The sequence below is a fragment of the Tepidibacter sp. genome (genome assembly GCF_025210165.1).
GTDB lineage: Bacteria > Bacillota > Clostridia > Peptostreptococcales > Peptostreptococcaceae > Tepidibacter_A.
Map to the genome: position 1 here is coordinate 111,961 of NZ_JAOASI010000039.1, position 22,343 is coordinate 134,303.

Annotated in this window: 12 protein-coding genes and 1 riboswitch; of the genes, 5 read left to right on the forward strand and 7 right to left on the reverse strand. The window is 28.6% G+C overall.

Annotation, left to right across the window (positions count from 1 at the left end; all coding sequences use genetic code 11):
- Positions 1-53: 53 nt before the first annotated feature.
- The 6 genes from N4A48_RS06740 to N4A48_RS06765 form a co-directional block, all read right to left on the reverse strand.
- A complete protein-coding gene (locus N4A48_RS06740) occupies positions 54-3,659 on the reverse strand; it encodes a leucine-rich repeat protein (protein ID WP_293665090.1) in 3,606 nt (1,201 codons plus the stop codon).
- 216 nt (positions 3,660-3,875) lie between these two features.
- Positions 3,876-5,012 (reverse strand): leucine-rich repeat protein, encoded by a 1,137-nt coding sequence (locus tag N4A48_RS06745; RefSeq protein WP_293665091.1) that lies wholly within the window; start codon positions 5,010-5,012, stop codon positions 3,876-3,878.
- 189 nt (positions 5,013-5,201) lie between these two features.
- Entirely contained in the window at positions 5,202-6,449 is a 1,248-nt protein-coding gene (locus N4A48_RS06750) for an HlyC/CorC family transporter (RefSeq protein WP_293665092.1), read from the reverse strand.
- Between the two features lie 213 nt (positions 6,450-6,662).
- Positions 6,663-8,108: an alanine/glycine:cation symporter family protein gene (locus tag N4A48_RS06755; RefSeq protein WP_293665093.1), complete on the reverse strand. Its 1,446-nt coding sequence runs from the start codon at positions 8,106-8,108 to the stop codon at positions 6,663-6,665.
- Positions 8,109-8,235: 127 nt separating this feature from the next.
- Positions 8,236-8,328, reverse strand: a riboswitch (glycine riboswitch).
- A 166-nt stretch (positions 8,329-8,494) separates the two neighbouring features.
- Complete coding sequence (locus N4A48_RS06760; protein WP_330665062.1) at positions 8,495-10,567, reverse strand: DNA topoisomerase (ATP-hydrolyzing) subunit A; 2,073 nt, start codon at positions 10,565-10,567, stop codon at positions 8,495-8,497.
- Positions 10,568-10,582: 15 nt separating this feature from the next.
- Entirely contained in the window at positions 10,583-12,553 is a 1,971-nt protein-coding gene (locus N4A48_RS06765) for a DNA gyrase/topoisomerase IV subunit B (RefSeq protein WP_293665094.1), read from the reverse strand.
- Between the two features lie 182 nt (positions 12,554-12,735).
- Between N4A48_RS06765 and N4A48_RS06770 the strand changes: the two genes are divergently transcribed.
- Genes N4A48_RS06770 through N4A48_RS06780 form a run of 3 tightly spaced genes read left to right on the forward strand, consistent with a single transcriptional unit; the run spans position 12,736 to position 19,933 of the window.
- The gene (locus N4A48_RS06770) at positions 12,736-17,592 is read left to right on the forward strand and encodes a nicotinate-nicotinamide nucleotide adenylyltransferase (RefSeq protein ID WP_293665095.1); all 4,857 of its coding nucleotides are present in this window, start codon (positions 12,736-12,738) and stop codon (positions 17,590-17,592) included.
- 16 nt (positions 17,593-17,608) lie between these two features.
- A complete protein-coding gene (locus N4A48_RS06775) occupies positions 17,609-18,862 on the forward strand; it encodes a lactate/malate family dehydrogenase (RefSeq protein WP_293665097.1) in 1,254 nt (417 codons plus the stop codon).
- Between the two features lie 24 nt (positions 18,863-18,886).
- The gene (locus tag N4A48_RS06780; RefSeq protein WP_293665098.1) at positions 18,887-19,933 is read left to right on the forward strand and encodes a flavodoxin family protein; all 1,047 of its coding nucleotides are present in this window, start codon (positions 18,887-18,889) and stop codon (positions 19,931-19,933) included.
- 257 nt (positions 19,934-20,190) lie between these two features.
- On the opposite strand, the gene N4A48_RS06785 is transcribed toward N4A48_RS06780, so the two are convergent.
- Positions 20,191-21,225, reverse strand: coding sequence for an FAD:protein FMN transferase (locus N4A48_RS06785; RefSeq protein ID WP_293665099.1), 1,035 nt, complete (start codon positions 21,223-21,225; stop codon positions 20,191-20,193).
- A 204-nt stretch (positions 21,226-21,429) separates the two neighbouring features.
- Here N4A48_RS06785 and N4A48_RS06790 point away from each other — a divergent pair, with 204 nt between their 5' ends.
- The gene (locus tag N4A48_RS06790) at positions 21,430-22,020 is read left to right on the forward strand and encodes a 3'-5' exonuclease (protein WP_293665100.1); all 591 of its coding nucleotides are present in this window, start codon (positions 21,430-21,432) and stop codon (positions 22,018-22,020) included.
- A gap of 83 nt (positions 22,021-22,103) precedes the next feature.
- A complete protein-coding gene (locus N4A48_RS06795) occupies positions 22,104-22,295 on the forward strand; it encodes an EscE/YscE/SsaE family type III secretion system needle protein co-chaperone (protein WP_293665101.1) in 192 nt (63 codons plus the stop codon).
- The last annotated feature ends 48 nt before the right edge of the window (positions 22,296-22,343 follow it).

Genomic DNA, 22,343 nt, shown 5'->3' on the forward strand with positions numbered 1-22,343 from the left:
GACAAAAAAGGCGTCTCAATATATTTTGAGACAACCTTTCTTTCTTAGGCATTTTATTTATTTATTAATTTTGCTTCTATAAGCAAATTCCTAATTGCAGTTGTAGCTTCTGCATAGGTAAATGTAGCTTTTGGATCAATTGTATCTTCTGTTTTGCCATTAAATACTCCCGCATTTAAAGTTTTTTCAACAGATTTATATGCCCATTTAGATACTTCTGATTCATCTTTGTAGTTACTAATTCTCTTATTATCAATTCCACTAAGTTTTACAATGTCCATAGCTCTAGCATACATTGTCATGGCTTCTTCTCTGCTAATTTTTTCATTTGGCTTAAATGTTTTATCCTCATAGCCCTTTATTATACCGTACTCATTCGCAATCGTTATTGCATTTGCAAATTCATCTGTAGCTTTAATATCTGTAAATAGTCCTTTTTTTGTAGCATCAGTTCTATATAGTCCAATTGCTTTTGTTATATATTCTGCAAAATCTCCTCTTGTTATTTCTTCATCTGGTTTAAAGTTTTCTGGATTTTTTATTACAAGTCTTGATGCCATATCATTTACAGACTCTTTTGACCAATGATTTTCTACAGATGAAACTTCAATTGGATTGAAAATAATAGAATAAGTAGAGTTTGTAAATGAATTTATTTTTGCAAAATATTTATTATTTTCCTTAAATACCTCAGTTGGAACATGAGTGAATGTTTTGTCTTTATTGTACTTAATTCCTGTTGTAATCTTATTAAAGTCTACACCTTCTGGTATTTCTATTATTCTTTGAACAGATTGTTTGAATTTAGAAATTTCTACTTCTTTCTTATTTAACAAAGAGTTGGTCTTTGCTATAACCTTAAACTCAATAGGCTGTAAAATAATATCATATTTTTTTTCTTTTGCACTCTCTTTTATTTGACGAGATAGTTCATTATCTACTTTATCAACTTTTATTTCTAATACAATATTTTTTAAGTCTTTCTTATCTACTTCTAATGTTTTTGCAACTTTTTCAATATCAATTTCCTTCGCTGGAAGATTATATCTAACATCCGATGCTTTAACTGACAGTTTAAATTCATTTTCATTCATTTTTTTTATGATATCACCACTCAAAACGGTAGTCACTTTTTTATTATCTTTAGATTCTATTTCAACTTCAAAAACATTTTCTTTGTTTTTATTGTCTTTTATAATTTTTTGTTCTACCAAATTATTATCAACAATTAATTTTATCTCTTTATCTTCACCTTTACCTATTACTTCCTGTTTTCCTATTACTACCTTTTTACCATTTACAAATCCTGATGTACTATCTTCTTTCTTATTTTTATATGATGATTTTGATTTTCCTGAGCTTGAACTTCTTGCTACTGTTTTGAATGTAGCTGTAGATTTTGTAATTGCATTATCTGATTCATCTTCTACTTGATTTTTTATCTCTACATAATATACTTGATTATTATCCAAATTTCCATTTGGCTTAATTGTAATTACTTTCTTCTGTGAGTCTACTGTCGCTATAAATGCTACATCTGTTCCATTTTCATCTGTCTTCTTAAGTTTAATTATTCCTGCTAAGTCTGCATTTGTTAGTTCACTATTATCTATTTTTCTCACTGCTTCATTGAATGTTATTGTAATATTTTTATCTATTGCTACACCAGTTGCACTATCTGCTGGTAAGAATGTTACTGTTGGTGCTGTATTATCTGATGGTGCTACTGTTGTAAAATTCCATGTTGTATTATCTGTTATTCCTGCATATTCATTATTATTTGATGATGTATCTGTGAATGCTCCTGCATCTATCTTTATATAATAGTCTTTGCTATTCTCTAATATATTTTGTGAGTTTATTGTTACTTTATTACCACTTACTGTTACTTTTTCATCATCTGCTGCTACTTTTCCTACTAATTTATCTCCTGTTGTTTCATATATTTCTATATTCTTTCCACTTACTGCTTTAATATTTTCATCAAATGTTATTACTGCATTTGCATCTATTGCTACATCTGTAGCATTGTCTAATGGTGCATATTTGCTTACTGTTGGTGCTGTATTATCTGGTACTATTTTTTTCCATGCTCCATCACTGTATACATATTCACCTTTTGCTTTGTCTTCTGTATCATAAAAATTATTAAATTTATCATCTATAATTTTATCTCCTAATGTCACACCTTCTGGAATTTTAACTCTTGTTAGTTGGTTACCCTGAAATGCAGAATTTCCTATACTAGTTACACTATTTGGTATCGTTATGCTTGTTAGTTGGTTTCTGTAAAATGCACAAATTCCTATACTAGTTACACTATTTGGTATCGTTATGTTTGTTAGTTGGTTTAAACAAAATGCACCCGTTCCTATACTAGTTACACTATTTGGTATCGTTATGCTTGTTAGTTGGTTATTTTGAAATGCAGAATTTCCTATACTAGTTACACTATCTGGTATCGTTATGCTTGTTAGTTGGTTACCCTCAAATGCAGAATTTCCTATACTAGTTATACTATCTGGTAGCGTTATGCTTGTTAGTTGGTTACCCTTAAATGCAAAATTTCCTATACTAGTTACACTATTTGGTATCGTTATGCTTGTTAGTTGGTTACCCTCAAATGCATAATTTCCTATACTAGTTATAATATCTGGTAGCGTTATGCTTGTTAGTTGGTTACCCTCAAATGCATAATTTCCTATACTAGTTACACTATCTGGTATCGTTATGCTTGTTAGTTGGTTTCTATTAAATGCATAATTTCCTATACTCTTTACTATTTTTCCATCTATTGTTTTTGGAATGTTAATGTCTTTGCTTGTTCCTGTATAATGTGTAATCTCCACTCCCCCATCTATATCTTTATATTTATAGTCTGATGGAGCTACTGTTGTGAAGTTCCATCTTGCCTTATCTGTTATTCCTGCATATGCATTATTATTTGATGATGTATCTGTAAATGCTCCTGCATCTATCTTTACATAATAGTCTTTGCTATTTCCTAAGTTATTTTGTGGATTTATTGTTACTGTATTGCTACTTACTGTTACTTTTGCATCATTTGCCGCTATTGTTTCTACTTTACTATTATTTGATGCATCATATATTTCTATATTCTTTCCACTTACTGCTTTAACATTTTCACTAAATGTTAATACTAAGTTTGCATCTATTGCTACATCTTTAGCATTGTCTGCTGGGGCATATTTGCTTACTGTTGGTGCTTTATCGTCTACTTTTAATGACCATTTATTTTCACTGAATATATATTCTCCAGCTTTTTTTTCTGTATCATAAAATCCCTTAAAATTATCATGTATCACATCTTCACCTAATGTCATATTTGCTGGCATTTTTACACTTGTTAGTTGATTCTCTTTAAATGCAGTATATCCTATGAATGTTACACTATTTGATATCTCTATACTTTTTAATTGATTTTTTTCAAACGCACTTTCCCCTATTTTAGTCACATTATTTGGTATTTCCAAACTTGCTATTTGATTGTTTTTAAATACAGAATTTCCTATCATAGTTAAACCATTCGGTATAGTTACACTTGTTAATTTATTATTTTCAAATGCATTATATCCTATAACCTCTACACTATTTGGTATATCTACACTTGTTAGTTGGTTGCCTTTGAATGCATTCATCCCTATACTCTGTACGGTTTTTCCATCTATTGTTTTTGGAATATTAATATCTTTGCTTGTTCCTGTATACCCTGTAATTTTTATTCCACCTTTATAATATGAAGTATATGTATACTCTGCCTCTGTTGTAAAGTTCCATGTTGTCTTATCTGTTATTCCTGTATATTCGTTTTTAGATGCATCTTTAAATGCTCCTGCATCTATCTTTACATAATATTATTTACTGTTTGCTAAGTTATTTGTTGGGTTTATTGTTACTTTATTATTTGATACTGTTACTCCCCCGCTATCTGATGCTATTGTTTCTACTACACTATCATCTGATGCATCATATATTTCTATATTCTTTCCACTTACTGCACTAACATTTTCACTAAATGTTAATACTAAGTTTGCATTTATTGCTACATCTTTAGCATCATCTAATGGGGCATATGTGCTTACTGTTGGTGCTGTATTATCTGCTACTTTTAATGACCATTTATTTTCACTGAATATATATTCTCCAGCTTTTTTTTCTTGATCATAAAAAGCTTTAAATCCATTTCCTATAGCAACAGAACCTACATTTACATTATCTGATATCGTTACACTTGTAAGTTGATTATCAAAAAATGCTCTAATCCCTATCGTAGTTACACTATCTGGTATTGTTATGCTTGTCAGTTGATTCTTCCCAAAGGCATACAATCCTATAAACTCTACACTATCTGGTATTGTTATACTTTCAAGTTTATTATTAGAAAATGCAATATCTCCTATAACAACTACACCTGGTATCATTACACTTTCTAATTGATTATTAGAAAACGCTCCATTGTCTATGGAAGTTACACTATCTGGTAGAATTATACTTTTTAGTCGGTTGTTGCTAAAGACATTCTTTCCTATATAGACAAATCCATTTGGTATCGTTACACTTTCTAATTGATTATTAGAAAACGCACTATCCCCTATATTAATTACACTATCTGGTATTATTATGCTTGTTAGTTGGTTACCATTAAATGCATAATCACTTATACTAGTTATATTATCTGGTATCGTTATGCTTGTTAGTTGATTGTCATTAAATGCAGAATTTCCTATACTAGTTACACTATCTGGTATCGTTACACTTTTTAGTTGTTTATGAGCAAATGCCTCCCTTCCTATACGCTTTACTGTTTTCCCATCTATTGTTCTTGGAATGTTAATGTCTTTGCTTGTTCCTGTATATCTTGTAATTTGGACTCCACCTTGTATATCGTTATATGTGTAGTCACTTTCTGCATATACAGTTTTCACTGGATTTCCTATTAAAGTAAATAACATTGTGACTACTAAAAAAAACGATAATCTTTGTTTAACCATAAAACCCTCTCCTTTTCTAATAATTTTAACTTTGTAATATTAATGTAGTCTATCTTAACTTACATTAAATTCATTTTATGTATATTATTTATTACTAAATCACTATATCATTCTCAACAATTTCTCAACAATTTCGACAATTAAATCCTCAAAAAAATACCAAAGCTAATAGCTTTGGCATCTTTTACTCTATTGTGTAAATAATCGTATATTTTTTATTCTATTCTTCTCTAAGCTCTCAACAATAAGCTTTATATTATCAAAGCTTACTTCTTCACCTTCTTCCGGAAGCCTTCCTAGCTCACCTATTAAAACTCCTCCTATTGATTCAAATTCTTCTGATTCTATATTCGTTCCTATAGCTTCATTAACTATATTTATTCTTGTACTTCCATCTATAATATATTCATTTTCATTTACTATCTTTATTTCATCATCTTCTTCATCGTATTCATCTTCTATATCACCCACTATTTCTTCTATCAAATCCTCTATAGTTATAATACCAGCTGTTCCACCGTATTCATCTAAAACTATAGCCATATGAATTTTTTCTTCTCTCATTTCTTGAAATAATTCAGTTATCTTCTTAAATTCAAATGTATAATACGGATCTCTCATGTATTTTTTAATATCAAAGTTATCTCTATCCTTATCTACAAATGCTAAATCCTTTACATTTAAAATTCCTATTATATCATCTATACTCTCTTCATATATTGGCATTCTAGAAAAATGGTCTTCTTGAAATTTTTCTACTATATCATCATAAGTATCTTCTACATCAATACCTACAACATCAGTTCTTTGAATCATAGCATCCTTTGCCTGTAAGTCTCCAAATTCAAAAACATTTTGTATCATCTCTTTTTCTTCAACCTCAAGAACTCCCTCTTCATGGCTTACATCAACCATAGTTCTAAGTTCTTCCTCTGTTATAAATGGTTGATGAGCATCTGGATTGCCTCCAAACAGCATTATTATAAATTTTGATACATAGTTGAATATAAAAACTATAGGACTCAACACTATAACTACTATAGATATAATCTTTGAAACCTTCAATGATACAGTTTCTGAATTTTGAGCCGCCAAGGACTTTGGCGTTATTTCTCCAAATATAAGAACTAATATTGTCATAAAGGCAGTTGCGATAACTGCTCCATTTTCCTTAAATAAACTTATAAACAAGGATGTTGCTATTGCAGAGGCTCCAATGTTAACAACATTGTTGCCTACAAGTATTGCTCCTAATAACTTATTTGGGTCTTCAATTAATTTAGTTACAACATCTGCTCCTTTAACATTTTCATCCTTCATATGTCTTATTTTGATTTTACTCAAAGACATTAAGGCAGTTTCTGAAGCTGAAAAAAACGAAGATACTCCTAATAATATAAATAATACGAAAAATTGCCACAAACTACTCGGATCCAAAAATCATCACTCTCCTAAAAAATATATATAAATATCATTATATCATAGTCGTACAATTTTACTATATATTTATAGTATGATTTATAAATAGTTTTTTAACCATATAACTTTAACCCTATTTTCATACTTATTTTATATGGTATCTCATATTTCTAACAAGTCATAAAAAAAGACTCCTTACGGAGTCTTTTTTTATTTAACTATACTATTTAATTATTTAAACGTACTCTCACTAGTATTTTCCCAGAACTCTGCATTTTCTATTCCACATTTTTTAGAGTTGAATACAGGGTCCTTACCTGCTGCTCTTTGTTCTTCATAATCTTTAAGTGCTATAAGAGCAGGTTTTGCCATTATAAGTATAGCTATAACATTTAACCATGCCATCGCTCCAACACCTATATCACCTAAAGCCCAAGCTAAGCTTGCAGTCTTTACGGCACCATAGAAAGTTGTTATAAGCATTACAGCTCTTAATACATTTATTAACGACTTATTATTGCTCTTTCTTATTAAGTAAGCAACATTAGTCTCTGCAATATAGTAATATGCCATTAAAGTAGTGAATGCGAAGAAGAATAAAGCTATAGCAACGAATGCACTACCAAAAGATGGTAATAATGTTTCAACTGCTCTTTGAGTATATATAGGACCTACCGCAACGTCTCCTAAGTTATTAACTATAAATCCTCCAGCTGAATCATGGATATTATACATTCCAGTTATTAAAATCATGAATCCAGTAGCTGAACAAACGAATAAAGTATCTATATATACTGAAAACGCTTGAACCAATCCTTGTTTTGCAGGGTGTGAAACCTCAGCTGCTGCTGCTGCGTGCGGGCTAGTTCCTTGTCCTGCCTCATTTGAATAAATACCACGCTTAACTCCCCAAGAAATAGCCATACCTAGTATACCAGCAAATGCAGGCTGTGCACCAAATGCACTCTTGAATACTAATGCTATAACTGCAGGTAATTCAGCAATATTTACAACTATTATAATAAGTGCAACTATTATATAACCAGTAGCCATAACAGGTACTATTATTTCAGCTGCTTTACTTATACGCTTAACTCCACCAAATATTATAAGTCCTAAAAATACAATTATTATTCCTCCTGATATTTGCGGAGTTATTCCAAATGCATTTTCAAGTCCTGCTGCTATACTGTTCGATTGAACTCCTGGTAAAAAGATTCCCATTGCAACTATAGTAGCAATTGCAAATGTAGTTGCATACCACTTGTTGTTCATTCCCTTTTCTATGTAGTATGCTGGTCCTCCACGATATTCTCCATCTTGTTCAACCTTGTATATTTGAGCTAAAGTAGCCTCAACATAAGCTGAGCCTGCTCCTAAAAAGGCTATTGCCCACATCCAAAACAATGCTCCAGGTCCTCCCATAGCTATGGCAGTTGCAACCCCAGCTATATTTCCAGTTCCTACACGACCTGATACCGATAGTGCGAATGCTTGGAACGAAGAAACCCCTTGCTCTGATGATGATCCACTAAATAATAGTTTTACCATATCCTTTAGATGTCTAACTTGTAAAAAACGAGTTCTGACAGAAAAGTATATACCTGCTCCTAAACATAAAATAATAAGTGCTTTACTCCAAATCAATCCATTTAATAAGCCGACTATTTGTTCCATATAATTCCTCCTTATTTAATTTTTTAATACAAAATTAAAGCTTGAAATTCAAAATCGAAAAGCAATAAAGAAATGTAATCAAAAAGTCAAACCATATATAGTTTGACCTCTGGAATGTATTCTAATAAGAATAATCTCTGTCCTTTTACCTGAGAGTTTGACTAAACATGTTAGCTTTCCCCTTCGGTGCTCGTTACTGAGTCTCTCCAGAGGTTCGTCTGATAACGCTTTTTCATTATCTTCATCCGAACTATTTAATTAATAATATTATACTTTACAACTTAAACAAATGTCAATGCATTTTTCTTAATTTTCTAACAATTTGAATTTTTTACCATTTAATCAATTTTCTCAAAAAAATACGCCTATAAATATGGCGTATTTTTTTAATCTATTATTTTTACATCAGTCATATAACTTCTCTTCCCAAGCTTTAAAACTTCTATACCTTTAGAAGTTTTAGTAGTTTGAACCTCTATATCCTTGGTATTTATAACCGATGCTTTTTTATTATTTTTATAAATCTCTAATTTAACATCATTTTTTATATAAAGCATACGAACTAATTCTGACTTATCAGAATAAGCCTTTACAAGCTTTCTTCTATTAGTTTTAGTCTTGTAATTTTCTATATGAGTTTTAGCTATCTTAGCATCCTTAAAGCAATAAAGCATATAACCCTCATAATTATTAGAAAGGCACATATATATAATACTTTCATCTTGCTTTAGCTTTAATATATTAGTCAAATACTCTCCTAAAGAACTAGCCTTACAATCAACAATATCATAAACTTTTAATTTATATAAATTTTGCTTATTTGAAAAAAGCAAAATTTCATCCTTATTATTAGCATCTATCTCTTGTATTATAAAATCATCATCTTTCAGTTTTTGCTCTGAAAAAGATCTAAGAGAAGCAAGAGATATCTTCTTAAAGTAATTTTCATTAGTTAAAAATAGCTTAACATTATAATCATTTATTAAATGCTCATCTTTTATTTCTTTTATATCTTCATTACTTATTATTTCAGTTTTTCTAGGTTTTTTATATTTTTTAGAAACCTCTTTTAATTCTTTTATTATTATATTCTTTATTTTTTTATCGCTTTTAATAGTCTCGTGAAGATTTTTCAAATCAGACTGTAACGTCTTTATATTATTTAACTGCTTTAATATATATTCTTTATTTAAATTTCTAAGCTTTATTTCAGCTATGTATTCCGCTTGAATTTCATCTATATTAAATCCTTTAATTAAATTAGGTATAACCTCTTTATCCTCTTTAGTATTTCTAATTATATCAATAGCTTTGTCTATATCAAGAAGTATCTTTTCAAGCCCTAATAAAAGGTGCAATCTATCTGTCTTTTTCCCTATATCATATTGTAGATATCCCTTTATGCAATCAATTCTAAAATCAACCCATTCTCTTAAAACCTCTTTTATCCCTAATACCTTTGGTTGTCCATTTATTAACATATTAAAATTGCAAGAAAAACTGTCTTCAAGAGTAGTCATCTTATAAAGCTTATGCATAAGTAAGTCTACATCTGTATTTCTTTTTAAATCTAAAGTAATCTTAAGACCTTTTAAATCTGTTTCATCTCTAACATCTGATATTTCTTTAATTTTATTATCTTTAACAAGGTCTATTACCTTATCTATTATAGTCTCTATATTCGTAGTATAAGGAATCTCATATATTTCTATGCAGTTGTTCTTCTTATCATATCTATGCTTAGCTCGTAATTTAAAGCTTCCTCTTCCTGTTTCATATATCTTTTTCATTTGATCTTTTGAATATATTATATATCCACCTGTTGAAAAATCAGGAGCCTTTATATAATCAGTTATATCTATATCTTCATTCTTAATATAATTTATAGTAGCAGTACATACCTCTTCTAAATTAAAACTACATATACTGCTCGACATACCAACAGCTATACCTTGATTTGCATTTACAAGTACATTAGGATATGTTGTAGGTAAAAGCACTGGTTCTTTTAAGGTTCCATCATAATTGTCTACAAACTTAACAGTATTCTTATCTATATCCTTAAAAATTTCCTTACACAAATCATCCAATTTTACCTCTGTATATCTAGGTGCTGCAAAGCTCATATCTTTGGAATATTTTTTACCAAAGTTTCCTTTAGAATCTATAAATGGGTGAAGTAAAGAATCATTTCCTCTTGTCAATCTAACTAGTGTCTCATATATAGCCATATCACCATGAGGATTTAACTTCATAGTCTGTCCAACAACATTTGCAGACTTTGTTTTATTGGAATTTAAAAGCCCCATTTTATACATAGTATACAAAAGCTTTCTATGACTTGGCTTAAAACCATCTATCTCTGGAATAGCTCTTGAAACTATTACACTCATAGCATATGGCATATAATTTTCTTGTAGTGTTTCTGTAATCCTTTGTTTATCTATATTTTCAACCATAATTCTTCACTCCCCTTAACTAACATCTGTCATATCCATGTACTTATGTCCATACTCAGCTATGAATCTTTTTCTTCCTTTAATATCGTCCCCTAATAGCATATCAAATACCTCTTGTGTTTTCTTAACATCTTCAGGAAGAACTTGAATAAGCCTTCTACTTTCAGGATTCATAGTAGTTTGCCACATCATTTCAGGCTCATTTTCACCAAGTCCCTTGGACCTTTGTATAGTGTATTTACCCTTTATCTTAGACAATATACTATTCTTTTCCTTTTCATTATAAGCAAAATAAGTTTTTCTTGAAGTATTTATTTCAAATAATGGAGATTCAGCTATGTATACCTTTCCCTCTTCTATTAACATAGGTACTAATCTATAAAGCATTGTAAGTATAAGCGTTCTAATTTGGAATCCATCTACATCTGCATCGGTACATATTATAACCTTATCCCAATTCAAATTATTCATATCAAAAGTATTTAGATCCTTATTATGCTTAGACTCTATTTGAACACCACATCCAAGAACCTTTAATAGATCCGTTATTATATCATTCTTGAATATCTTATCATAATCAGCTTTAAGACAATTAAGTATTTTTCCTCTAACAGGTATTATTGCTTGAAATTCTGAATCTCTTCCCATTTTACAAGAACCAAGTGCAGAATCTCCCTCAACTATAAATAATTCTCTTTTACTAATATCCTTGGTTCTACAATCAACAAACTTCTTTACCCTGTTTTTTATATCTATATTTCCACCTAACTGCTTTTTAATATTTATTCTCGTTTTTTCAGCTTTTTCTCTACTTCTCTTATTAACTAGAACTTGTTCACATATTTTATTTGCTTCTAATTTATTCTCTATAAAATATATTTCTAACTTTTCTTTTAATAGGCTCGTTATAGCTTCTTGTATAAATTTATTCGTTATAGATTTTTTAGTTTGATTTTCATAACTTGTGATTGTAGAAAATGAATTTGTAACTATTATTAAACTATCTGATATATCTACAAAGCTTATCTTCTTCTCACCTTTATTATACTTGTTATTATCCTTTAGATACTTGTCTATCATATATATAAATGCGTTCTTAACCGCCTTATCAGGAGATCCTCCATATTCTAAGAAACTTGAGTTATGGTAATATTCAATCAAATTAACTTCATTATTAAAACAAAACCCTACCTGAACCTTAAGCTTATACTCAGGCTTGTCCTCTCTATCTCTACCACGTCTTTCATCTTCATATAACTGAACCTCAGTAAATCCTTTTGAGTCATTTATCTCATTTATATAATCCAAGATCCCATTTTCATAGCAATATTCGTAATTTTCATCATCCTCTTCATCATAAAGCTTGAATTTAAGATTTGAATTTACTATAGCCTGTTTTTTAATTACATCTTTATAATAGTCTATATCTATTTTTATATCTGTAAACACCTCTATATCAGGCTTCCACTTTATTATAGTTCCAGTATGCTTATAATCGCACTTTTCTTTTTTAAGACCGCCTATATTCTCACCTTTTTCAAAATGAAGATCGTACTTATATCCGTCTCTATAAACAGTAACATCCATATATTCTGAGCTATATTGAGTAGCACAGCTTCCAAGTCCATTAAGTCCTAAGCTAAATTCATAATTTTCACCTGAATTATTTTTATACTTACCACCTGCATATAATTCACAAAATACTAGCTCCCAATTGTATCTTTCTTCTTTTTCATTATAATCAAGAGGTATCCCTCTACCTCTATCCTTTATTATTATAGAATTATCAATACATCTTGTTATCTCAATTATATTTCCAAAGCCTTCTCTTGCCTCATCTATAGAATTTGATAATATTTCAAACACAGAGTGCTTACATCCTTCAATACCATCTGAGCCAAATATCACACTAGGTCTTAATCTAACTCTGTCTGCACCCTTAAGAGATGATATACTATTATTCCCATAGTCATTATTTTTGTTCATATATACTACCACCTTCTATTTTGATTTCCTATTTTACACTACACAAAACCTATGTTCGTGTCAAGATTAATATTATATTATATATAATTTAAATTATATGAATTTAACTATTTTTAGAGTTAATAATACATAGTATAATTATTTAAAATACTAAAATTTTACTTACAGGAGGTGTTTCCTTGATGAAAAAAGATATTGCAGTAGATATACATAAAGAAATACTAAATTCTATATCTAATCTAGATTTTTCAGACAATATATCGCATTTATCTTTAACAAATAATGTAGATAATTATTTATTCGTAGTAAATATAAATAATATGATAAAAAATCAAGATTATACATGCAAATCTATCTTAAATCTTTGCCAAAATATATTAGACAATATTTATCCAAATTTAAGTAAATCTAATTGGCTAAACTATACCTACAACATGCTTTTATACAAATCATTTCCAGACTCTGTAGAAATAAGCTCCAATGATATTTGTGAAAATATAAAACTTGGTTGTAAAATATATATAGAGATTATCAGAGTATTTTGTAAATACGAAAAGTTATCTAATATTTCAAGCTTTTATATACAATATCCTCTAAATTTCTTAGATAAAAATGAAATTGATTTACTTGATTCAAAATCAGAATATAAACGTTTTATAAGATATTTTAATAATGAGTACATATATGAAATGATGAAACTAAACCAAGAAATACTAGGCCATAATACACTAGACCACATATGTGGTGTTCACCATCTAGTTCTTAGTATAGCACGACAAATAAAAAATTTAGGTGTTCCTATAGACTTAGGAAGAGTTTCAGGAAGTGCTGCTGGTCATGATCTCGGGAAATTCGGTTGCAAAAAAAGCGAGTCAAAAAGAGTAGCTTATCTTCATTATTATTATACCGATAAATGGTTTAAAAAACATCATATAACCTATATTGGTCATATCGCTCTTAATCACTCTGTTTGGGACCTTGAGCTTGAAAATCTATCTATAGAATCCCTTATACTAATATACTGTGATTTTCGTGTTAAAAATAATAATAAGTTCCAAATGAATATATTTAGTTTAAAAGAGTCTTTTGATATTATACTTCAAAAACTAGACAATGTGGATGATTTGAAGAAAAAAAGATACTCAAAGGTTTATGCAAAACTTAAGGATTTTGAGGATTATTTAATACATATAGGTGTAGATTTAGGATATGAATATATAAAATCTGATAAAGCTAACAAGCCATACTACTCTTTAATAAGTGGAGATAGTATAATAAGTAACATAAAATATTTGTCAGTTCATCACAATATAAACTTGATGCATAAGCTTAGAAACGAGCATTCACTTAATTATATATTAGAGATTGCAAGAAGTGCAAGCGATGAAGATAATATAAGAAAATATCTTCAAGTTTTTGAAGAGTATTCCACTTATTTGACTCAGAACCAAAAAATAATAATGCTAAAATTTTTATATGAGAATTTAGTCCATACTGACGAAGATATAAGAAAGCAATGTGCATATTTAATAGGTAATTTAATAGCAGTATTTGATGAAAATTACAGAAAAGAAATACCTAGTGATGTTAAATTAAATAACCCTCTTACCACTAGCTATTCTCTTTTATATGATTATTTAAATTTATTTATAAATCCAGATCATAAGATAATAGATATTCATAAAAAATGGATAGGATATAATATATCTGTTATGATTTCTTCATTATTTAGTAACTGCAATAAGTCTCAAGTCAAAAACTATAAAAGCATAATATTTAGCTATTATAAAAAATACTTTAATAAAAATAACAGTATTCAGCTTTATTTAATAAATGCAATAAAATATATACCTACAACAAGTGATGATTCTATAATTGTAGATTATATATTACCTTCTTTAAACAGTAATAACGATAACATAAGAATATCTGCTTTAAATATAGTTTATATACTTTTGAATAAAGAAAATAATAATTTGAATTCAAATAAAGATATATACGAATTTTTCAAAACAAATACATTTAAATCACAGATACCAGCAGAAAATTTCTTAAAATTTAAGATTTCAACTAAACTAAACTTGAAAGATATTGCTTTAAACAAGTATAAATCAATTTATTTGAGTGATGAATCTAAAATAGGAAACATATTTTTAAGCAACTTAAAGACCTTAACTCCTTGGATTATAAAAAAGATTAATATAGATTTATTATTTGAATACAATGTGAAAAATCTGAACAATATGGCTTATACAGCTATGCACTTTTGTAATCTTTTAAAGGTTAGTAGTATAGAAGGGGTTAGAAATTCCGCTGGGAAAAACATCATAAAAATAATGCCTTACCTCTCTCTTGAAGAAAGAAATGATATTGCAATAGAACTACTTAGATCTCTTGAAATAGAAAAATATCAGTTTAGTAAGTATATACCTGATTATTTAGGTGAAATTATACTTTATCTTCAACCAATTGAGTTAGATGAAATTATAGATGATTTTGCTCAAAAGATAAAACAATCAAACAATCAAATATCATCTCTAATCCTTGAAACTATTGGAATAACTTTGAAGAATTACCCTAAATACAAGAATAGATTCTCAGAAGATGAAGATATTTCAAATAAAAGACTTATAAAGATTTTAGGTATTTTATTAAATGGACTTGCTCATTATGATTACAATATTAAGCAAACTTCGTTTAGAGTTATAGGAAGGCATATATTTGCATCTAAAAAACTTGATATGGAGAATAAGAAAAATATATTTAAAATTATAGCTAAAAAGCTCTTAGTTTTAGTAGATTCAGTTGAAGCAAAGGATATAGTATTTTTTACTAATGCCGCTGCCTTAACTCAAGTATATAGATTTATAAATGAATATACATTTGCAAAGAAAGATATATCAATACAGGTTCCTTCTAAAATAGCTTTTTTTCCAGGAACCTTCGACCCGTTCTCTATTGGTCACAAAGAAATTGCTAAAAATATACAAAATTTAGGATTTGAAGTTTATCTTTCTGTAGATGAATTCTCTTGGTCAAAAAAAGCTCAGCCTAATTTATTTAGGCGAAATATAATAAATATGTCTATAGCTAATGAGCCTAATATTTACTTATATCCAGAAGATATGCCTATTAATATTTCAAACCCTAAAGATTTAAAAATACTTAGTGAAAGTTTTCCTAATTCTGATATTTCTATAGTAATAGGAAGTGATGTCATACTAAATGCATCAGCATATAAAAAACCTGTTTCTGATTATTCTATACATAATTTTTCTCATATAATTTTCAAAAGAAATATCAAAGATTCTACTACTCTTGATAATAAACTTAAATCTGAAATTGACAACCTAGAAAAAGATGCTATCTTACTTAATTTACCTGCTCAGTATGAAGATGTAAGCTCTAGCCAAATAAGAGATTATATAGATGAAGATAGAAACATTTCAGAACTTTTAGATCCACTTGCTCAGAAATATATATATGAAAAAGGATTGTACCAAAGAGAACCTCAATATAAATCACTTATAAAAACTATGTCTATAGATATACATATAACTAAAGATATATCCAATGATTTAATAGATAGAATAGATTCTGAATTTTTTAATGGCAATAATTACAATATAAAAAAACTTTATAATAATTTAAAAGCATATAACTCAAGAATATTATATATACAAGATTCTAGTAAAAATAATAAACTATTAGGATTTTGCTTATTCCACCAATTGAACTGGACTATGCTTTATAAGGAGTTTAAAAACCACGCTACATCTGAATATGTTCGCCAAAATGCCATCGGAAAAGCCTTTGTAATTGACTATATATCGTGTTTAAAAGACCATAAAATAAAAAACCTAGAACAAATATTAATAACAGAAGTTCTATCTTTTTGTATTAAAAGAGATTATACTTATGCCATATATAAAACTACAGATAACTATAATTTTACTAAATCTATCAAAGATACATTGAAACTTCAAGGATTTTTAGAAATATTGGAGCCAGATTTAGATCCTATTTATATAGTTAATATGACAAACCCTTGTGTATTGACTTTAGATGTTGAATCTTTTATAAAGGCTCCCTTTGTAGATAGTCACAATGTAAGAAAAACTATATTAAAATCTAGAAAAAAACTTCAAGAGGCACTCAGCTCAATCTATCCTGGAAATCTTGTATTGTCTTTTGATAAAACAGTTTTATATGAGAATTTAATAAGAAAAGTATGTAAGGAAAATAAAGTACCTCCTATAAGCTTAGAACCTAGAAAATTAGGAGATTCTATGTGTGTTCCATTTGGTAACCTTTTAAAAGGAATTGTTGTTCCAAATACAGTTACCAAATCTCTTCATACAGAAAAATTATTTAATCCTAGCTTAACCGATTTTTCTATTGCTTCATACCCTTACTACCTAGATCTTCAAAGTCAGATTAAAACAATATCATCATTTAATAGAAATGTAATTCTTATAGATGATATTTTGAATAAAGGCTATAGAATAAAAGCTATAGATCCTATATTTAAGGAGCAAAATGTAAACGTTAATAAAATTATAGTAGGTATTTTATCAGGTAGAGGTAAAGAACTTATGGATATTCAAAATAGAGCTGTAGATTGTGCTTATTTTATTCCAAATTTAAGATTGTGGTTCAATGAATATGCAATGTATCCATTCATCGGAGGAGATACTTTATGGAGAGGAGCAGCTCCTGAAAGAAATTTAATTCCTTCTATTAATATGCTCTTACCTTACACCTCTTTACCTTTTGTAAAAAATGCATCTAAAGAGTCTTTATACAATCTATCAAGAACTTGTATACAAAACTCTATAGATATATTAAAAGCTATAGAAAAAGAATACGAAAAGATACACAAGCGTAAACTCACTCTAGATCATCTAGGAGAAGTCTTAAAGTCTCCTAGGTATGTGGATCATGGTAAAAATATGAATTATGATTTAAATTTAAATCCATCTCATTATTTAGAAAACGACTTAGAACTTTTGAAACGTATGAAAAATATAATAGTTTAGAACTGGAGATGATTAAATGTTTTTTTACAAATTTGATGATAAAGTACTATTTTCAAACTTTAATTACGACTTAGATGAAATATCCGAAACTGAAGCAATGAATAACGAAGATACTATATATTTTTTAACTAAATTAAATCCATTAAATTCAAGAAAAATGTTTTGTATTTCACACCCAACTCTACTTTATTTAGAAGAAGAGAATATAAATTTAATAAATATATGTGATGACTTTGAATGTAATACACCTTTATGGATAATGGATAAAATAAACGATAGAAAAGTTATGGGTATAAATACAAATTACCCCAACTGGAAAGAATCAATAAATTTTACTTTGCCTAAATCATGGAGAGTCAATATAGTAGGTCTTGGAGATGTAGGCTCTACTCTTTTAATAGGTCTTAAACTTTTAGGTGGAAGTATTATAGATTCAATAGGTCTATATGGATTAAATAAACCTAATCTTCAAAGACTAGAATATGAGATGAATCAAATAGCAGATCCATTTTCTAGTGATCCTATGCCACAAGTAAGTATAGTAGAAGAAGATAAATTATTCGACTGTGATATGTTCGTATTTTGTGCATCAAAAGGAATACCTCCTATAGGATCGAATGTATCAGATGTTAGAATGATTCAATTTGAAGAAAATGCAAAAATAGTTAGTCATTACGCAAGAAAAGCTCGTAATTCTAATTTTAAAGGAATATTTTCAGTAGTATCAGATCCTGTAGATCTACTTTGCAAGGTTTCATTTATATCTAGTAATAAAGATGAAAATGGAAATTTAGATTTTCTTGGCCTAAGCTCAGACCAAATCAGAGGATATGGTCTTGGGGTTATGAATGCTAGAGCCATATATTACTCTAAAAAAGATTCTAATACTAAGAATTATATAAATGAAGGAAGAGCATTTGGCCCTCATGGAAAAGATCTTATAATAGCTAATAGTATAAATAATTATGATGAATACTTATCTCTAAATCTAACTAATAAGGCTATCAATGCTAATATAGATGTCAGAAATACTGGTTTCAAACCATACATTGCCCCAGCCTTATCTTCAGGTGCTCTATCACTTATAAATACTATGAAGGGAAATTGGAACTATAGTTCAACTTATACGGGGAATATATTTATGGGTGCTAAAAATAGATTAACACAGTCTGGAATGGAAATAGAAATGTTGCATCTTCCAGAACAATTATTAAATAGAATAAACGATACCTATAGAGATTTAAATAATATAGACTGCTTTACATTCTAATATTTAATCAAGGGAAGTGTTACTATGGATACTCTTTATATTGTAATGCCAAGTGCATCACAAGAATTTAAATCATTTATAAATAGATTAACTGAAGATTTGAATACTATATTTATTGAAGAAGATTCGAACCTACCAGATTTTAAAAATAAGAAAATATTATTTGCATTAGAGCTTGATGATTGTGGATTTAACAACACTTTATTTTCTATAATATCTAAACTGTATAAAAGAGGAAAAGACTCTTTAAGTAATTCAAGTGCAATATTAATAGTTCAAAGTCCAAATGAATTATATACAAAGAGTTTATCTCAGAATATAATATTTTTACTAAATCAAATAGGGTGTTCGTTCATTGGACACCCGTTGGTTGAAGCTACTAAAGATTTGAATAATTTTACTACATGGAAGAAAAAATTAGACCTTGAACTTGATAATATATATTTTCACTTATCTAAAAAATTAATTAAAAATTTTATGAAAAAGCACTATGAAGCTATAGAAAAGCCTAATATACTAGCACTTCACTCAAGCTCTTATAAAACTTCTAATACATTGATGCTTTGGAATATGGTAAAAAAAAATCTAAACAACTGTACTATAAACGAGTTTCACGTTGAAAATGGAACAATAACCGATTGCAAAGGATGTTCTTATATAGCGTGTAAGCACTATAGCGAAAACGATAGTTGCTTTTATGGAGGAGCTATAACTAAGGAGCTACTGCCTAGTATAAAAAAAGCTGATTGTATAATATGGATATGTCCAAACTATAACGATGCTATATCTGCTAAAATTATGGCTGTTATAAATAGGCTTACAGTTCTTTATAGAAAAATAAAATTTTACGATAAAAGCATATTTTCTATAATAGTTTCTGGCAATTCAGGAAGTGACTCGGTGGCAAAGCAGTTAATAGGAGCTTTGAATATAAATAAAGGTTTTCATATACCACCTAATTTTTGTTTAATGGCAACTGCTAATGATCCAAAGAGTATATTAAATGTAGATGATATAGATTTAAAGGCAAAAGAATTTGCAGATCATATTATGAATAATATAAAAAAATAATTCCTGAATAGGAGGTATCAAAAAACTCCCTATAAAAATACCACGAATATAACGATATTTTGAATATAACTAAGGCTCTATCTTATTAATAATCCTAAAATTTACGAACTCCCTACGGTCAAACACGCAAATTTCTTAACGGATTATCAAACGATACAGCCTAAGTTATATTAGTCAAAATATCTAAAAATATTCGCTAACATTTTTATATGCAGTTTTAATATAATGAAGCTTACTGAAATATCAGATACTTTTGGTTAATTTTTATAAGTAAATTCCTCATTTGTAAGTTCAAAACTATCTTTTAGTCCAGATGTTGTATAAACTTCTTTATCCTTAGTTACAAATATTGCTTCTACTTTATCTAGTGATTCTATAAGCTCTATACCCTCCTCAAGTCCTATTAAATAAACACTAGTAGATAAAGCATCTGCATCTATTCCACTCTCTGTTATTATACTTGTACTTATAAGTCCTTTATTAGCAGGATATCCACTTGTAGCATCTAATATATGATGATATCTTTTCCCATCTTGCTCGAAATATCTCTCATAATTTCCAGATGTAACTATTGATTTATCTTCTACACTTACAATTCCAATATATTGACCTCTAGGTTGTAGCGGATTTTGTATTCCTATTCTCCATTTTGAAGCATCTAATTTAGCCTTGTATGCCATTACATTTCCACCTAAATTGACGAATGCAGATTTTATATCATTTTGTATAAAAACTTTCTTTATTTCATCTCCAACATAACCTTTTGCTATAGCCCCAAGATCTATACCCTGATTTTCTCTTTTTAAGTATATAGTCTTTTTAGCTTCGTCTAATACAGCATCCTTATAGTCTATATTCCTTATAACACCCTCTATCTCACTTTGAGATGGAACTCTAGCATTTTCAGTTCCTATTCCCCAAAGATTAACTAAAGGATATACGGTAAGATTAAATTTCCCCTTTGTAATGTTGCTGTATTCAAGTGATTTTTTAGCTACATACATTGTTTCATCGCTTACTTTAATGCTTTGCTTACCTGCATTTTTATTTACAGTAGTTACTTCACTATCCTCTATATTTACAGACAATTTTTGTTCTATATCTTTTATTCTTTTTATGCATTCATCTATAACTTTATTTGCTCTATCCTGATCTTTATCATAAACTTTAAAATCTATTATTGTTCCAAGGGCAAACGTCTCTCTTGATACAGGAGTTATTTCTTTATTAGAACAACCTGTAATTCCAAGTATTAAGCTTATTGATAAAACCAGTAATATTATTTTTTTCATATGTATGTTCCTTTCAAATTATATTTGTATGTTTTAAGTATGATATTAATTATCACTACCTAATTATTTATTATAATTAATTTTTTTTAATAAGTCAAAATTCGTCTACTCATGCTTAAAAATAATTGTAAGTTTAGATTTAATTTCTTATATGGTGTATAATTGTAATAATCGCACTAATAGTTTTAATAAGGAGAGATTTTCATGAAAAAAATTTTTATAGATACAGAAACAACAGGCTTAAATCCTGGACAAATACTTCAGCTTACATACTGTGTATGTGATATTAATGATAAAGGTGAAGAAAAGGTTGCATATGCTAAGAATTTCTTTTTTGATGTTGATTATGTAGAACCTTCAGCTCAACAGGTTCACGGATTCAGTGTAGAAATATTAAAATCATTATCAAACGGACAAAAGTTTAAAGATGTTTATAAAGAAGTGGCAAATGACTTACAGGGAGGCATTTTTATAGCTCATAATGTAAACTTTGATAAAAAGTTCGTAGATGCCGAATTTGGCAGACTAGGTGCAGTAGTATGGTATCCACATGAATTTTTTTGCACTATGGAATACTTTAAACCTATAATGAATTTAAAGAATAAGAGTGGAAGAATAAAAAAACCTAGACTTGAAGAATCTATGGAATTTCTTCAAGTAAAACCAGAGAAAGTTTTAGATGGAGCTAAAAGACTTTTTAAATGTGATGATGTGAACTTTCATGACGCAAGATATGATGTTGCAGCACTTGTATCTTGTTATTATAAAGCAAAAAAACTTGGTTATAATTTGTAATTCGTTAATCTGTGAATTATCTTTTTAAAAAAAGACATAATATATTTGTAACACAAATTAATATATTATGGAGGGATTCTTAAATGCAAAATAACAATGCTAAACATCACGTTCAAATGGTACAACAACAACTTCAAAGTGCTACTGACTGCTTAAATAATGCTCTTGGTACAGTAGAAAAACCACAAAACAGACAAAAAATACAAGAGACTTTAAATGCTGTTAATGGTGCTATGCAAGCTGTTAACAATACTTTAAATAATTATCAAGAATAATAGATTAATATAAAAACAGGTGAATTAATTCACCTGTTTTTCAGATTA

What these genes read in the sequence shown, in the direction of transcription:
- N4A48_RS06740 (WP_293665090.1), bottom strand. Translation starts at nt 3,659, where the DNA reads ATGAATGCATTCAAAGGCAACCAACTAACAAGTGTAGATATACCAAAT.
- N4A48_RS06745 (WP_293665091.1), bottom strand. Translation starts at nt 5,012, where the DNA reads ATGGTTAAACAAAGATTATCGTTTTTTTTAGTAGTCACAATGTTATTT.
- N4A48_RS06755 (WP_293665093.1), bottom strand. Translation starts at nt 8,108, where the DNA reads ATGGAACAAATAGTCGGCTTATTAAATGGATTGATTTGGAGTAAAGCA.
- N4A48_RS06760 (WP_330665062.1), bottom strand. Translation starts at nt 10,567, where the DNA reads ATGGTTGAAAATATAGATAAACAAAGGATTACAGAAACACTACAAGAA.
- N4A48_RS06765 (WP_293665094.1), bottom strand. Translation starts at nt 12,553, where the DNA reads ATGAACAAAAATAATGACTATGGGAATAATAGTATATCATCTCTTAAG.
- N4A48_RS06770 (WP_293665095.1), top strand. Translation starts at nt 12,736, where the DNA reads ATGAAAAAAGATATTGCAGTAGATATACATAAAGAAATACTAAATTCT.
- N4A48_RS06775 (WP_293665097.1), top strand. Translation starts at nt 17,609, where the DNA reads ATGTTTTTTTACAAATTTGATGATAAAGTACTATTTTCAAACTTTAAT.
- N4A48_RS06780 (WP_293665098.1), top strand. Translation starts at nt 18,887, where the DNA reads ATGGATACTCTTTATATTGTAATGCCAAGTGCATCACAAGAATTTAAA.
- N4A48_RS06785 (WP_293665099.1), bottom strand. Translation starts at nt 21,225, where the DNA reads ATGAAAAAAATAATATTACTGGTTTTATCAATAAGCTTAATACTTGGA.
- N4A48_RS06790 (WP_293665100.1), top strand. Translation starts at nt 21,430, where the DNA reads ATGAAAAAAATTTTTATAGATACAGAAACAACAGGCTTAAATCCTGGA.
- N4A48_RS06795 (WP_293665101.1), top strand. Translation starts at nt 22,104, where the DNA reads ATGCAAAATAACAATGCTAAACATCACGTTCAAATGGTACAACAACAA.